Genomic DNA, 13,400 nt, shown 5'->3' with positions numbered 1-13,400 from the left:
GACAGGCCGCTGGCCGTGGGGTGATGGCCTCGGGCGGGGCCTTCCGCGTCGAGGCGGCATGCGACGCGACTTCGCCTGCAGGACGCGGGCCTACGACAGTGCCGCGGCGCCCGCGAAGCCGAACTGCCGCCACGCCTCGTACACCGCGATCGCCACGGTGTTGGAGAGGTTGAGGCTGCGGCTGTTCGGCCGCATCGGCAGGCGCAGGCGCTGCGGCGCGGGAATCGCGTCGAGCACGTCGCCGGGCAGGCCGGCGGTCTCGCAGCCGAACAGCAGGGCATCGCCGCGCTGGAACGCGGCATCGACATGCGCCACGCGACCGCGGGTGGAAAAGGCGAACACCCGTGGCCGACCGATCGCGTCGAGGCAGGCGTCGAGGCTGTCGTGCACGGCCAGCGCCGCGTATTCGTGGTAGTCGAGGCCGGCCCGGCGCAGCCGCGCGTCGTCGAGCTCGAAGCCCAGCGGTCGGATCAGCTGCAGCGCGGCGCCGGTGTTGGCGCACAGGCGGATCACGTTGCCGGTGTTGGGCGGGATCTCGGGACGGAACAGGATGACATGGAGCATCCGGCGATTATCGCCGCGAAGCGGCGGCGCCGTCGTCCGGCGGCTGCCGTCCAGATCGGTCCAGCGCGATCAGCCGGCCTGGCGCGGACACACCACGCCGTCCGGCGGCAGCGCGCAGCCGGACGCCGGGATCAGCATGCCGACCACCGGGACCGCGGCACTGCTGCCGGCCAGGCGCACGGCGGGCGGGGTCTGCACCAGCATGGCGCCGACGATCAGGCCGCAGACGGTGAGGCAGGCAACGAACAGACCGCGCAACAGCAGCGATTCGAGTTTCATGGGGTGTCTCCTTTCGATGACCGGGGATGAGGTATCCGTGGCGCTACTCTCGCAAGCGCCGTGCCAGCGCGGCAGTCGCAGATAACCTGTTGATGCGTTGACATTTGTCATGGCTCGGGGCGATGCGCGACTGTCCGCGGACAGCGCCCGTCCGACAGCGGACAACGCGGCGGACAGACGATCCCACCCCTGCCGTTCGTCATTTGCACATCATGCGCGGGCGCCGCTACCGTCGGCGGACAACCCGTGAGAAAGGAGTTTCACCGTGTCCAAGAAACCGCTTGCCCTGCTCATTGCCGGCCTGCTGACCGTGGGTGCCGGCGTGCCGATCGCCGTGGCCGCTGCCGACCGCGCGCCCGCCACGGCGACGACGGCCGAACAGATCCCGCATCTCGCCTACCAGCGCTTCACCCTGCCCAACGGCCTCACGGTGGTGGTGCACGAGGACCACAAGGCGCCCGTGGTCGCCGTGAGCATCTGGTACCACGTGGGTTCGTCCTACGAGCCGAAGGGCAAGACCGGCTTCGCCCACCTGTTCGAGCACCTGATGTTCCAGGGCTCGGAAAACCACAGGGACGAATACTTCAAGCCGTTCGAGCTGGCCGGCGCCACCGACATGAACGGCACCACCTGGCTGGACCGCACCAACTACTTCGAGACCGTGCCGACCACCGCGCTGGACATGGCGCTGTGGATGGAGTCCGACCGCATGGGCCACCTGCTCGGCGCGATCGGCCAGAAGGAGCTCGACGAGCAGCGCGGCGTGGTGCAGAACGAGAAGCGCCAGGGCGAAAACCAGCCCTACGGCCGCGTCGGCGAGCTGATCCAGGCCGAGGCGTTTCCGGCCAACCACCCCTACCACCACGACACCATCGGCTCGATGGCCGACTTGAACGCCGCCTCACTGGGCGACGTCAAGCAGTGGTTCCGCGATTACTACGGCGCGGCCAACACCGTGCTGGTGCTGTCCGGCGACATCACCGTGGCGCAGGCGAAGGAAAAGGCGCTGAAGTACTTCGGCGACATCGCCCCGGGCCCGCAGGTGCCGCGTCCGCAGCCGTGGGTGGCGCCGCGCAAGGAGTCCACGCGCGGCACGATGACCGACAACGTGGCGCAGACGCGCATCTACCGCGAGTGGAACGTGCCCCCGCGCACCAGCGACGATCTCACCCGGCTGAGCCTGGCCGCGGCCGTGCTCGGCGGCGGCAAGACCTCGCGGCTGTACCAGCGCCTGGTCTACCGGGACAAGCTCGCCGACGACGTGTCGGTGGACATCGAGCAGCACGCGCTGGCCAGCCTGTTCCAGCTGCAGGTGGACGTGAAGAAGGGCGTCGACCCGGCCAGGGTGGAAGCGGCGGTGGCCGACGAGTGGCGGAAATTCCTCGCCGACGGCCCCACCGAGGACGAGCTGGCCCGCGTGAAGACCGGGGTGCGCGCCTCGTTCGTGCGCGGGCTGGAGCGGGTCAACACGCAGGCCTCGATCCTCGCCGAGGGCCAGCTGTATTCGAACGATCCGGGCCAGTACCTGAAGGACTTCAAGGTGCTGATGGCGGCCACGCCGGCCAGCGTGAAGGCAACTGCCGACCAGTGGATCGCCAGGGGCGACTACACGCTCACCGTGGTGCCGGGCAAGGTCGAGAACACCGACATGGCCACCGTGGCCGGCCGTGCCGCCGCACCGGGCGCGCCCGGGCCGGTGCTCAGCCCGAAGGGCGACTACCGCACCGTCAAGACCGACGTCGACCGCAGCCAGGGCGTGCCGGCGGTCGACCGCTTCCCGGATCTCACCTTCCCGGCGATCCAGCGCGGCAGGCTCGCCAACGGCATCGAGGTGGTGCTGGCCGAGCGCCACGCGGTGCCGGCGGTGCAGGTGCAGCTGATGTTCGACGCCGGCTTCGCCGCCGACCAGGGGCGCAAGCTTGGCACGTCCAGCTTCACCATGGCCATGCTCGACGAGGGCACCAAGCGCCTCGACTCGGTGCAGATCGCCAAGACCGAGCAGCGCCTGGGCGCCGAGATCGGCAGCGGCTGCGGGCTGGATGCGTGCAATGTGTCGCTGAATGCGCTGGACGACCAGCTCAAGCCCTCGCTGGCGTTGTTTGCCGACATCGTGCGCAACCCGGCGTTCCGCGATGCCGACGTGGCGCGCGTGCGCGGCCAGTGGCTGGCGCGCATCGCGCAGGAGAAGAGCCAGCCGGTGGGCATCGCGCTGCGCACGCTGCCGCCACTGCTGTACGGCGAGGGCAACGCGTACGCCATCCCGTTCACCGGCTCGGGCACCGAGGCGTCGATCAGCTCGCTCACCACGCAGGACATGCGCCAGTTCATGGGCGACTTCATCCGCCCGGACAACGTGAAGATCCTGGTCGCCGGCGACACCACGCTGGACAAGATCATCCCCGAGCTCAACACGGTGTTCGGCAACTGGACGGCCAGCGGCAAGGTTCCGGCCAAGCACCTGACCAAGGTCGCCCCGCCGGCCAACCCGCGCGTGTACCTGATCGACCGCCCGGGTGCGCAGCAGAGCCTGATCCTGGCCGGCATCGTGGCGCCCTCCACCGAGGCGCCGAACAACCTGCCGATCCAGACCATGAACGGCGCGTTCGGCGGCACCTTCACCTCGCGCCTCAACATGAACCTGCGCGAGGACAAGCACTGGGCCTACGGCGCCTTCAGCTTCCTGCAGAACGCGCAGGGCCAGCGCCCGTTCCTGCTGTACGCGCCGGTGCAGACCGACAAGACCGCCGAGTCGGTCGCCGAGATGCTCAAGGAAGCCCGGGCCGTGGTAGGCGCCAAGCCGCTCACCGCCGCGGAGATCGGCAAGATCAAGGACGGCGAGGTGCGCTCGATGCCGGGCAGCTACCAGACCACCAGCGCGGTGATGGGCGCGCTGCAGGGCATCGTGCTGTACCACCGCCCGGATGACTACGTGCAGACCCTCAAGGCGCGCACCGAGGCGCAGACCGATGCCGAGGTCAACGCCGCGGCCAAGGAGGTCATCCACCCGAACCGGCTCACCTGGGTGATCGTGGGCGACCTGTCGAAGATCGAGCCGCCGCTGAAGAAGCTCGACCTGGGCGCCATGCGGGTGCTCGACGCCGACGGCAAGCCGGCGGCGCCCGCGAAGTAAGCCACCGTTGGGAAACCCCGCGGCATTCCCGCGGTACGATGAGGGGCCGGGCCGGCGGCTGCCCGGCCCCTCATGCCATCCAGCCCATCCATCGCGGAGTCATCCATGCGCAAGACCCTGTTGCTCGTCCCCGTCGTGCTGCTCGGCGCCTGCTCGTGGGGCATCAAGCTGGACGACGCCGGCAAGGCGGTGCGCACCGCCTGGAACGGCGACGTGTCGCAGTGCCAGGAGCTGGGCAAGGTCACCGTGTCGGTGATGGACCGCGTCGGTCCGGTCGACCGCAACCAGATCAAGGTGCGCGACGAGCTGGAAGTGATGGCGCGCAACGAGGCGGCCAAGATGAACGCCGACACCATCAAGCCGCTGGCCGAGCCGACCGACGGCTCACAGCCCTGGGGTGCGTACCGCTGCGGCAGCCAGCGCCTGCCCGTCGGCCAGGCCACCCCGGTCGCGCCGACCAGCACCACTGCGCCGGCACAGACGGTCCCGGCCAGCGGCTTCCAGTCGTACCCGATCCAGGGACACTGAGCTCGGCGATCCATGGAGATTGGGCGGGCGCCTCGTGGCGCCCGCTTTCGTTGCGCTGCCGCTGGCTCCTTGGCCGGCACCTCGCACATGTAAGGTTTTCAGGCCGACGGCGTACTAACAGGTATTCGCCCCTGCCAAGGAATGCTGCCCATGTCGATGGTTGTCACACCCTCCCACGCGGCCATGTCGCCAGTTGTTCGCGTCCTGCGCTGGTATCGAGAGGCCTTCCGGCTCTGGCGACGCGCGCCGCTCATGCTGGTCGGCCTGGGCGTCGTGAGCCTCGTGGTGGAGGCGCTGCTCCAGCTGATCCCGCTGGCGGGAGTGACGATTTCCAAGGTGGTCGTGCCGATGTTGGCGGCCGGCGTATGGATGGGCTTGCAGCAGCTGCAGCAGGGCGAGCGCCTGCGCTTTTCGTGCCTGTGGGCGGGTTGGCGGCAGCCACGATGGCGCGCACTCTGGGCCCTGTGCGCCAGCGTGGGGCTCATCGTTTTCGGATTCCAGCTTGCTTGTGCCGCTGCATGGTTTGGTCAGGGCGCCATCGACGCGGTGCTGCTCGGGCACATGGCCACGCATCGCGAACTGCAGACTCGTGCATTTGAATGGGTCCTGCTGTTGCCGGGCATGCTCCCGTCCATCCTGTTCGCCTTTGCCATGCCACTGTTTCTTTTCCGTGGTGCGAGCTGCGCGCACGCCCTGGCCGGCGGCGTGCGTCTGGTGAGTGCCATGCCGCTGACCTTCATCCTGGCGATGTTGCCCCAGGCGGCTCTTTTCGCTGTCGCACTCTCCAGCCCCTGGGCGCTGCCGTTGCTGCTCGTGTTGCTGCCGATCGGCAGTCTGGTCAGCTTCACCGCATGGCGCGACGTGAGCGCGACGCGCATGGCGCCGGGGCTTGCTCGCGCATGACGGCATGACGACGAGCGAGCGGTTCGCCGGCCTGCTCGACGAGCATGCCGGCCTGCTCTCACGCATTGCGGCCAGCTATGAAGCCGACCCGTCGCTGCGCGACGATCTGCTGCAGGAGATTGCGCTGGCACTCTGGCGCGCCCTGCCGGCCTGGCGCGGCGACGCCAGCCTGAGCACCTTCGTGGCACGCGTTGCGCATAACCGCGGGGCCACCCACGCCATGGGCGAGCGGCGGCGTCCGCGCGTGGCGGAGCTGGCCGATGACCTGCCCGATCCTGCCGCTGGTCCGTATCGACACGCCCATGTGACGCAAGAGCATCAGCGATTGCAGGCAGCCGTGCGCAGCCTGCCCCTGTCGCTGCGCCAGGCGGTGACGCTGGCGCTGGAGGGTTTCAGCCACGGTGAAATTGCCGATGCCCTCGGCATCCAGGTCAATGCGGTCGGGGTACACCTCAATCGGGCGCGCACGGCCTTGAAACAGCGATTGGGAGGTGCCGCATGAGCGAGCAGGAAGAGTGGCGCCAGTGGAGCGAGAGCTGGCAGCGCCAGCCGGTGGTCGACGTGCAGCGGCTGAAGCGCCAGGTGAGGAACAAGCGCTGGCGGATGACCGCGATGGTTGCCTTCGAGGCACTCACTTCGCTGCTCGCGCTGGTGCAGACCGTGGGGCTGATCCATCACCCCGCGTTGAGCCTGCGCTGGAAAACCTTCTGTATCGGTGCGATGGCGCTAGTGCTGGTGTTTTGGGGCGCGTCGTTTTGGCTACGTCGCGGCACCTGGCGCGCGCCGGCTGACAGTCCCGGCGCGCTGATGCGTCTTACCGAGCGCAGGGCGCGCGCGGGCATTCGGTTGGCGAAGGTCGGCCTGTATGGACTCGCCCTGATGCTGGTTTTTGTGATCGTGCTGGCCTGGCCGCAACTGCAGCCGGCGAGTTGGCAAAACGACGCACGGTTGCGGCGGATGCTGGTAGTGCAGATCGCGTTCAATGGACCGGTCGTACTGGCCACGGTGGCCTTCAACCTCTGGTACATCCGCCGACAGCGCCGCCGGCTTCAGCGGATCGCCCAATTCCTGGGTGCGCCGGAGGCGTCCGACTGAGCAGCCACGCTTTCGCGACGGCACGGTTGCCGCCATGCTCGACACTTTGCGCGCACACGCCCGGCGGCATCCTTGCCCGACATGAAACGACTGACCCGCCTTCCCGGCCGCGTGGCCAGCCGCCTGCTGCCGTTTCGCCGGGCATCGCGGGCGCGGGTCGTGCTCGATGCGCTGCCTGCGTTCGCCGTGCCCGCCTCGGCGATCGAGACGCTGCCGGACCCGACGGCCTACCGCGAACGGCTGCTGGCGGCGATCGCCGCCGCCGAGCGGCGCATCGTGATCGTGGCGCTGTACCTAGAAGACGACGACGGCGGCCGCGAGGTGCTCGACGCGCTGTACGCGGCCAAGGCGCGCCGGCCGGCGCTGGAGATTGCCGTGTTCGTGGACTGGCACCGCGCCCAGCGCGGCCTGATCGGCAAGGCGCGCAGCGAGGGCAATGCCGGCATGTACCGCGCCTGGGCGCGCGAGCGCGGCGACGGCGTGGCGATCTACGGCGTGCCGGTGCAGAACCGCGAGCTGTTCGGCGTGCTGCATTTGAAGGGCACAGTGATCGACGATGCGGTGCTGTATTCCGGTGCCAGCTTCAACAACGTCTACCTGGCCCGCCACGGCCGCTACCGGCTGGATCGCTACCACCTGCTGCGCCACGCGCCGCTGGCCGATGCGATGGCCGGCTTTGTGCAGCGCTACCTAATGGATCAACCGGCGGTGCCGCGCCTCAACGTGCCCGAGGTGCCGAGCACCGCCAGTCTGCTGCCGGCGATCCGCGCGCTGCGCCAGCAGCTGGCCGAGGCGCGCTACGAGGTGACGCAAGAGCCGCTCCACGAAAACAGCGTGGCGGTGACGCCGCTGGCCGGCTTCGGCCGCACCGACAACACGCTCAACGACACCCTGCTGGCGCTGCTCACCGGCGCGCGCGAGCGGGTGGTTCTGCTCACCCCTTATTTCAACCTGCCGCGCCCGGTGCGCGCCGCGATCGGCGTGCTGCTGCGCCGCGGCTGCACGGTGGAGATCATGGTGGGCGACAAGGTCGCCAACGACTTCTACATCCCGCCGGGTCAGCCGTTCCGCACCATCGGCGCGCTGCCCTATCTCTACGAGAGCAACCTGCGGCGCTTCGCGCGCGTGCACCGCAAGCACCTGGCCAGCGGACAGCTGGTGCTGCACCTGTGGAGGCATGCCGACAACAGTTTTCATCTGAAGGGGCTGTTCATCGACCACGACGTGGCCGTGCTCACCGGCAACAACCTCAACCCGCGCGCCTGGGCGCTGGATCTAGAGAACGCCCTGGTGCTGCGTGATCCGCACGGCCACCTGCGCGCCCAGCACGCCGCCGAGTGGATGGCGCTCAAGCGCCACGCCACGCGGCTGCGCGACCACCACGCGCTGGACACCGTGCGCGACTACCCCGCGCCCATGCGCAAGTTGCTGCGCCGGCTCAGGGGCGTGCGGCTGGATCGTCTCGCCAATCGCCTGTTGTAGGAGCCCACCCCTCGATCGAGTCGAGGGCAGGCTCTGTGGGCGATCGATGCAGCAACGAAGCGCGAGGCTGTTCGCGCACAGGGTGCGCTCCTACAGCGCCTTTGGTAGGAGCCCACCCTGTGCGCGATGCTCTCGGAGGCATCAAAGCCAGAAGCATCGCGCACAGGGTGCGCTTCTACCGAGTGTCGTGCGATATCAGGTGGGCGTGGTAAGGCGCTGCAGCCGCAGCGTCAGCCAGCGCTGCACGTCCGGCCATTCGCCGGCGAGGATCGAATAGCACACAGTGTCGCGCAGGCTGCCGTCGGGGCGGCGCTTGTGGGCGCGCAGCACGCCGTCGCGGTGCGCCCCCAGGCGTTCGATCGCGCGCTGCGAATCGAGGTTGCGGTGGTCGGTGTGGAATTCCACGGCCACGCAGTCCAGCGCCTCGAACGCATGACCGAGCAGCAGGCGCTTGCAGGCGGTGTTGAGGTGGCTCTTCTGCCAGCGTTTCGCGTACCAGGTGTAGCCGATGGCGATGCGCGGCAGCGCCGGGTCGAAGTCGTAGTAGCGGGTGGTGCCGACGATCTCGCCGCAGCGCTTCTCGCGCACCGCGAACGGCAGCATGCGGCCCTCGGCCTGCCCGGCCCGCGCGGCGGCGATGTAGCCGGCGGCGGTGCCCGGCGGCGGCGCGTTGGTGAACCACAGCTTCCACAGCTCGCCGTCGGCGGCGGCCGCCCCCAGCGCGGGCGCGTGGTCGGCGTGCAGCGGTTCGAGCAGGACGTGGTCGTCCTCCAGGTGCACCGGGGCGAGGGGCGTCATGTGGGGGCGGTGCTCAGGCGTCGAGGTCGGGAATCAGCTTGCTTTCCAGTCGCGCGATGGCGTCCTTCAGCAGCAGCTTGCGCTTTTTCAGGCGGGTGATCTGCAGCTCGTTGCGCGAGCCGGCGGCCACCATCTCGGCCACCTGGGTGTCGAGTGCGCGGTGTTCGCGCCGCAATTCGGCCAGTGTCTGGGCGATCGAGGGCAGGTCCGGGGCCGTCATGGCGGGTGCGCGTGGAAGGAAGGCCGCAGTGTACGCCTCCGGCCTCGCCCGGGTCAGCCCGCTACAATGGCCGTCCTGCGTACCGCATCGCCGCCCATGTCCGCCCCGCCCGACCGCACCCGCAAGCACAGCCACGAAGCCGGCAAGCTGGCCAAGCGCCTGCGCCGCCAGGTCGGCCAGGCGATCGCCGACTTCAACATGATCGAGGACGGCGACACGGTGATGGTGTGCCTGTCCGGCGGCAAGGATTCGTACACCCTGCTGGACATGCTGCTGTCGCTGCAGGCGAAGGCGCCGGTGCGCTTCGAGCTGGTGGCGGTGAACCTGGACCAGAAGCAGCCGGGCTTTCCGGCGCACGTGCTGCCCGACTACCTCACCGCGCGCGGCGTGCCGTTCCACATCATCGAGCAGGACACCTACAGCACGGTGACCCGGGTGATCCCGGCCGGCAAGACCATGTGCAGCCTGTGCTCGCGCCTGCGCCGCGGCGCGCTGTACCAGTGGGCGGCGGAGAACGGCATCAGCAAGATCGCGCTGGGCCACCACCGCGACGACATCCTCGGCACGTTCTTCCTCAACCTGTTCTACCAGGCCCAGCTCAAGGCGATGCCGCCGAAGCTGCGCTCGGACGACGGCCGCCACGTGGTGATCCGCCCGCTGGCCTATTGCAAGGAAAGCGACATCGCCGCGTACGCCGCGCAGCGCGCCTTTCCGATCATCCCGTGCAACCTGTGCGGCTCGCAGGAGAACCTGCAGCGCAAGGCCGTGGGCCAGATGCTGGCCGAGTGGGAGAAGCTCCAGCCCGGGCGCAGCGAGAACATCTTCCGCGCGCTGGGCAGCGTATCGCCCTCGCAGCTGGCCGACCGCAGGCTGTTCGACTTCGCCGCGCTGGGCGCCAAGCGCGACGGGCCCGCCGCCGATGCGCGCGCGTGGCTGGCCGGTTATGCTGGCGGGCCGGCTGCCGATCAAGCCGTTTAGACGTCCATACTTCCAATCACCATCCTTTGAGCACTGTCATGTCCCTCTTTGCATCCGTCGAAATGGCCCCGGGCGATCCGATCCTCGGCCTCACCGAAGCCTTTGTCGCCGACCCGCGCCCGAACAAGGTGAACCTCGGCGTGGGCATCTACACCGACGAGCAGGGACGCGTGCCGGTGCTCAAGGCGGTGCAGCAGGTGGAGCAGGCGCTGGCGCGCGACACCCAGCCGCGCGGCTACCTGCCGATCGACGGCCTGCCGGCCTACAACAAGCTCAGCCAGCAGCTGCTGTTCGGCGAGGGCTCGCCGCTGCTCGAAGCCGGCCGCGTGGCCAGCGCGCAGACCATCGGCGGCAGCGGCGCGCTGCGCGTGGCGGCCGACCTGCTCAGGCAGGTGGCTGGCATCGACGCGAAGATCGCCATCAGCAACCCGAGCTGGGGCAACCATCACGTGGTGTTCCGCACCGCCGGCTTCCAGCTGCTGGATTACCGCTACTACGACGACAGCACCCGCGGCCTGGATTTCGCCGGCATGCTGGAGGACCTCGGCAGGCTGGCACCGGGCACCGTGGTGCTGCTGCACGCGTGCTGCCACAACCCCACCGGCGTGGATCTCGCGCCCGACCAGTGGGCGCAGGTGGTGGAGCTGGTGAAGGAGCGCAAGCTGCTGCCCTTCGTCGACATGGCCTACCAGGGTTTCGACCAGGGCATCGACGCCGACGCCACCGCGGTGCGGATGTTCGCCGAGTCGGGCATCGAGGCGTTCGTGGTGGCCAGCTCGTATTCCAAATCGTTCTCGCTGTACGGCGAGCGCGTGGGCGTGCTGTCGATGATCGGCGCCGACCGCGACGAGGCCGCGCGCCTGCGCTCGAAGATCAAGCAGACCATCCGCGCCAACTACTCCAGCCCGGCCGCGCACGGCGGCCAGCTGGTGGCCGGCGTGCTGGCCAGCGCCGAGCTGCGCGCGCTGTGGGAGAGCGAACTGGGCGAGATGCGCGAGCGCATCCACGCCATGCGTGCTGGGCTGGTGCAGAAGCTCGCCGCGCACGGCCACGAGTTCGGCTTCATCCAGCGCCAGGCGGGCATGTTCTCCTACTCGGGCCTGAGCAAGGCGCAGGTCGAGCGCCTGCGCGAGGAGTTCGCCATCTACGCGCTCGGCACCGGCCGCATCTGCGTGGCGGCGCTCAATACGCAGAACCTCGGTTATGTGGCTGATGCCATCGCCAAGGTGGCGGGCTGAGGTTGCTGTCGCAGCCGGTGACCCTGAGACGACTCAAACTCCACGCTCGTCATCCCGGCGAAAGCCGGGATCCAGTGCCTTGGCTCCGCACCCGGAAAGACGCTGGATCCCGGCTTTCGCCGGGATGACGGTGAGAAAGTTCGGGCGATCGGCGTTTTTCGACAACACGGGCCTCCACCCCTCACCTCCGTTATCCCGCGTAGCTGGCTGCTCACACCGCCTGCTGCGCCCCCAACCGGACACCGCATGTTCTTCCGCAATCTCACCCTGTTCCGCTTTTCCCCCGCCGTCGCCGCGGATTTGAACCGCCTCGACGACGCCCTCGCCGGGCACCGCCTGCGCCCCTGCGGCCCGCTGGAAATGTTCACCCGGGGCTTCGTGCCGCCGGTGGGCCGCGGCGAGGAGGCCGCGCTCACCCATGTCGTCAACGCCTGCACCATGGTCACCGTGGGCGGCGAGGACAAGCTGCTGCCGGCGGCCGTGATCAACGACGAGCTGCAACGCAAGGTGCAGAAGATCGCCGAGGAGGAAGGCCGCAAGGTCGGCGGCCGCGAGCGCAAGCGGATCAAGGAAGATCTGCTCACCGAACTGCTGCCGCGCGCCTTCGTGCGCACCTCGCGCATGTCCGCCTACGTCGACAAAAAGCACGGCTGGCTGGTGCTCGATACCTCCAGCCGCAAGTCGGCCGAGAACGCACTGACCCAGATCCGCGAGGCGCTGGGCAGCTTCCCCGCCGTGCCGCTGGCGCCGGAGGAGGGTCCGCGCGTGCTGATGACCGACTGGCTCGCCAACGGCACGCTGCCGGCCGGCCTGGCGCTGGGCGACGAGGTGGAGCTGCGCGATCCGGCCACTGCCACCGGCGCCATCGCCAAGTGCCGCCGGCAGGAGCTCGACAGCGAGGAGATCAAGGAGCACCTGCGCAACGGCAAGCAGGTGTTTCAGCTCGGCCTGGTGTTCGACGACCGCATGAGCTTCGTGCTGGGCGAGGACCTGATCGTGCGCAAGCTGAAGTTCCTCGACGTGGTGCTGGACGAGATGGGCGACAGCCACGCCGATGCCGCCGCCGAGGCCGACGCCAGCTTCGCCCTGCTCACGCTGGAGCTGGAGCGCCTGCTGGCCAAGCTGGAAGAGTGGTTCGGCCTGCCGCGCCCGGCCGACGCCTGACATACGCGTGCGAATGGTGCGGGCCGCGGCACGCGCGGCCGCACCCCGTTGAAACATCACGTGCGCGTCGCCAAACCCTGCCAGAATCCAGGGCAATTCCCGGCGCGGGAGGGCGATATCGACACCGCCCGCGCAACGGCTCGATCCACAGGCACATGGCGGCATGGCGCAGCAACTCGAAGGCGACTGGCTGGAACTGGCGACCGCCGGCGGCAGCACGATCCGCGTGCTCAAGGCCGCCCACCCGCGCGCGCGCCGACTGCGCCTCACCGTCACCCCCAGGGGTGCGCGCGTCAGCTATCCGCGCGGTACGCACCCGGCCCAGGTCAGCGCCTTCCTGCGCAGCCACGCCGACTGGCTGGAGCAGAAACTCGACGAGCTCAACCTGCTGGTGAAGCCGCTGCCGCCGCTGCGCGTGGGCCATGCCACCCGGATTCCGGTGCGCGGCGAGCGCGTGTCGCTGGACTGGGCCGAAGGCCCGTATCCGCGCATCGAGAGCGCCGAGGCCGGCATCACGCTGATCATCCCGCGCCCGCACACCCGCGCCCTGCCGGTGGCGCGCGGTCTGCTCGCCTCGCATTTCGAGTCGCTGATCCGTCGCGACGTCTCGCGCTGGCTGGCCGGCTACGTGCCGCAGCTCGGCCTGGCGCCCACCGCGCTGAAGATCCGCCCGCTGAAAAGCCTGTGGGGCAGCCTGGACACCCGCGACCGCATCAATCTCGATCTCGCCCTCGCGCTGGCCCCGCCCGCCGCGCTGCGCTACGTGCTCGCCCACGAGCTGTGCCACCTCAAGGTGCGCAACCATTCGCCGCGCTTCTGGGCGCTGGTGGAAACCCTGTTTCCCGGCTGGCGCGAGCAGCGCGACTGGCTGCGCCAGAACGGCTCGCTGCTGAAGGCCGAGCTGGACCGCCTGGTGGCGGACGTGGCGGACTGAGCCTCGTCCACCCGCGCGGGTGACGGTCGACACTTGATGCACTGGTTCAAGCCGAAGCTGGAAGAGCGCTGGATGCGTGAGCAGTTC

At 69.3% G+C, this 13,400-nt stretch carries 14 protein-coding genes; 10 read left to right on the top strand and 4 right to left on the bottom strand.

Features of this window, described 5'->3' with window-relative positions:
- Window positions 1-90 precede the first annotated feature (90 nt).
- Window positions 91-564 (bottom strand): tRNA (cytidine(34)-2'-O)-methyltransferase, encoded by a 474-nt coding sequence (locus ACO2Q2_RS12635; protein ID WP_423256140.1) that lies wholly within the window; start codon window positions 562-564, stop codon window positions 91-93.
- Between the two features lie 69 nt (window positions 565-633).
- Entirely contained in the window at window positions 634-843 is a 210-nt protein-coding gene (locus tag ACO2Q2_RS12630; protein ID WP_423256139.1) for a hypothetical protein, read from the bottom strand.
- 265 nt (window positions 844-1,108) lie between these two features.
- Here ACO2Q2_RS12630 and ACO2Q2_RS12625 point away from each other — a divergent pair, with 265 nt between their 5' ends.
- The 6 genes from ACO2Q2_RS12625 to pssA all read left to right on the top strand — a co-directional run bounded on the left by ACO2Q2_RS12625 (window position 1,109) and on the right by pssA (window position 7,981).
- Complete coding sequence (locus ACO2Q2_RS12625) at window positions 1,109-3,973, top strand: M16 family metallopeptidase (RefSeq protein WP_423256138.1); 2,865 nt, start codon at window positions 1,109-1,111, stop codon at window positions 3,971-3,973.
- 105 nt (window positions 3,974-4,078) lie between these two features.
- Window positions 4,079-4,501: a DUF4156 domain-containing protein gene (locus ACO2Q2_RS12620; RefSeq protein ID WP_423256137.1), complete on the top strand. Its 423-nt coding sequence runs from the start codon at window positions 4,079-4,081 to the stop codon at window positions 4,499-4,501.
- A gap of 150 nt (window positions 4,502-4,651) precedes the next feature.
- Window positions 4,652-5,404 (top strand): hypothetical protein, encoded by a 753-nt coding sequence (locus tag ACO2Q2_RS12615; protein ID WP_423256136.1) that lies wholly within the window; start codon window positions 4,652-4,654, stop codon window positions 5,402-5,404.
- Complete coding sequence (locus tag ACO2Q2_RS12610; RefSeq protein ID WP_423256135.1) at window positions 5,391-5,906, top strand: RNA polymerase sigma factor; 516 nt, start codon at window positions 5,391-5,393, stop codon at window positions 5,904-5,906. The genes ACO2Q2_RS12615 and ACO2Q2_RS12610 overlap by 14 nt, the downstream gene beginning before the upstream one ends.
- The gene (locus ACO2Q2_RS12605) at window positions 5,903-6,499 is read left to right on the top strand and encodes a hypothetical protein (protein ID WP_423256134.1); all 597 of its coding nucleotides are present in this window, start codon (window positions 5,903-5,905) and stop codon (window positions 6,497-6,499) included. Before ACO2Q2_RS12610 ends, ACO2Q2_RS12605 begins: the two co-directional genes overlap by 4 nt.
- Window positions 6,500-6,580: 81 nt before the next feature.
- Complete coding sequence (pssA, locus tag ACO2Q2_RS12600) at window positions 6,581-7,981, top strand: CDP-diacylglycerol--serine O-phosphatidyltransferase (RefSeq protein WP_423256133.1); 1,401 nt, start codon at window positions 6,581-6,583, stop codon at window positions 7,979-7,981.
- Between the two features lie 195 nt (window positions 7,982-8,176).
- Here the strand turns inward: pssA and ACO2Q2_RS12595 are convergent, their stop codons facing one another.
- Both ACO2Q2_RS12595 and ACO2Q2_RS12590 read right to left on the bottom strand, forming a co-directional pair.
- Entirely contained in the window at window positions 8,177-8,779 is a 603-nt protein-coding gene (locus ACO2Q2_RS12595) for a GNAT family N-acetyltransferase (RefSeq protein ID WP_423256132.1), read from the bottom strand.
- A 13-nt stretch (window positions 8,780-8,792) separates the two neighbouring features.
- Window positions 8,793-8,999, bottom strand: a complete 207-nt coding sequence (locus tag ACO2Q2_RS12590) for a YdcH family protein (RefSeq protein WP_423256131.1) — start codon at window positions 8,997-8,999, stop codon at window positions 8,793-8,795.
- A gap of 96 nt (window positions 9,000-9,095) precedes the next feature.
- Here ACO2Q2_RS12590 and ttcA point away from each other — a divergent pair, with 96 nt between their 5' ends.
- From ttcA to ACO2Q2_RS12570, 4 genes are all read left to right on the top strand, one after another.
- The gene (ttcA, locus tag ACO2Q2_RS12585) at window positions 9,096-9,977 is read left to right on the top strand and encodes a tRNA 2-thiocytidine(32) synthetase TtcA (RefSeq protein ID WP_423256130.1); all 882 of its coding nucleotides are present in this window, start codon (window positions 9,096-9,098) and stop codon (window positions 9,975-9,977) included.
- 38 nt (window positions 9,978-10,015) lie between these two features.
- Complete coding sequence (locus tag ACO2Q2_RS12580) at window positions 10,016-11,215, top strand: aromatic amino acid transaminase (protein ID WP_423256129.1); 1,200 nt, start codon at window positions 10,016-10,018, stop codon at window positions 11,213-11,215.
- A 246-nt stretch (window positions 11,216-11,461) separates the two neighbouring features.
- Window positions 11,462-12,379, top strand: a complete 918-nt coding sequence (locus ACO2Q2_RS12575) for a recombination-associated protein RdgC (protein ID WP_423256128.1) — start codon at window positions 11,462-11,464, stop codon at window positions 12,377-12,379.
- A gap of 163 nt (window positions 12,380-12,542) precedes the next feature.
- On the top strand, window positions 12,543-13,313 hold the full coding sequence (locus tag ACO2Q2_RS12570) for a M48 family metallopeptidase (RefSeq protein WP_423256127.1): 771 nt from the start codon (window positions 12,543-12,545) through the stop codon (window positions 13,311-13,313).
- The last annotated feature ends 87 nt before the right edge of the window (window positions 13,314-13,400 follow it).

Origin of the sequence: Dyella sp. KRB-257, assembly GCF_049445995.1 — a bacterium.
Classification (GTDB): Bacteria; Pseudomonadota; Gammaproteobacteria; order Xanthomonadales; family Rhodanobacteraceae; genus Dyella_A.
Note: the sequence above shows the minus strand (reverse complement) of the source record. Positions and strands in the feature narration are given on the sequence as shown.

What these genes read in the sequence shown, in the direction of transcription:
- ACO2Q2_RS12630 (WP_423256139.1), bottom strand. Translation starts at nt 843, where the DNA reads ATGAAACTCGAATCGCTGCTGTTGCGCGGTCTGTTCGTTGCCTGCCTC.
- ttcA (WP_423256130.1), top strand. Translation starts at nt 9,096, where the DNA reads ATGTCCGCCCCGCCCGACCGCACCCGCAAGCACAGCCACGAAGCCGGC.
- ACO2Q2_RS12620 (WP_423256137.1), top strand. Translation starts at nt 4,079, where the DNA reads ATGCGCAAGACCCTGTTGCTCGTCCCCGTCGTGCTGCTCGGCGCCTGC.
- ACO2Q2_RS12575 (WP_423256128.1), top strand. Translation starts at nt 11,462, where the DNA reads ATGTTCTTCCGCAATCTCACCCTGTTCCGCTTTTCCCCCGCCGTCGCC.
- ACO2Q2_RS12635 (WP_423256140.1), bottom strand. Translation starts at nt 564, where the DNA reads ATGCTCCATGTCATCCTGTTCCGTCCCGAGATCCCGCCCAACACCGGC.
- ACO2Q2_RS12595 (WP_423256132.1), bottom strand. Translation starts at nt 8,779, where the DNA reads ATGACGCCCCTCGCCCCGGTGCACCTGGAGGACGACCACGTCCTGCTC.
- ACO2Q2_RS12590 (WP_423256131.1), bottom strand. Translation starts at nt 8,999, where the DNA reads ATGACGGCCCCGGACCTGCCCTCGATCGCCCAGACACTGGCCGAATTG.
- ACO2Q2_RS12615 (WP_423256136.1), top strand. Translation starts at nt 4,652, where the DNA reads ATGTCGATGGTTGTCACACCCTCCCACGCGGCCATGTCGCCAGTTGTT.
- pssA (WP_423256133.1), top strand. Translation starts at nt 6,581, where the DNA reads ATGAAACGACTGACCCGCCTTCCCGGCCGCGTGGCCAGCCGCCTGCTG.
- ACO2Q2_RS12580 (WP_423256129.1), top strand. Translation starts at nt 10,016, where the DNA reads ATGTCCCTCTTTGCATCCGTCGAAATGGCCCCGGGCGATCCGATCCTC.
- ACO2Q2_RS12605 (WP_423256134.1), top strand. Translation starts at nt 5,903, where the DNA reads ATGAGCGAGCAGGAAGAGTGGCGCCAGTGGAGCGAGAGCTGGCAGCGC.
- ACO2Q2_RS12570 (WP_423256127.1), top strand. Translation starts at nt 12,543, where the DNA reads ATGGCGCAGCAACTCGAAGGCGACTGGCTGGAACTGGCGACCGCCGGC.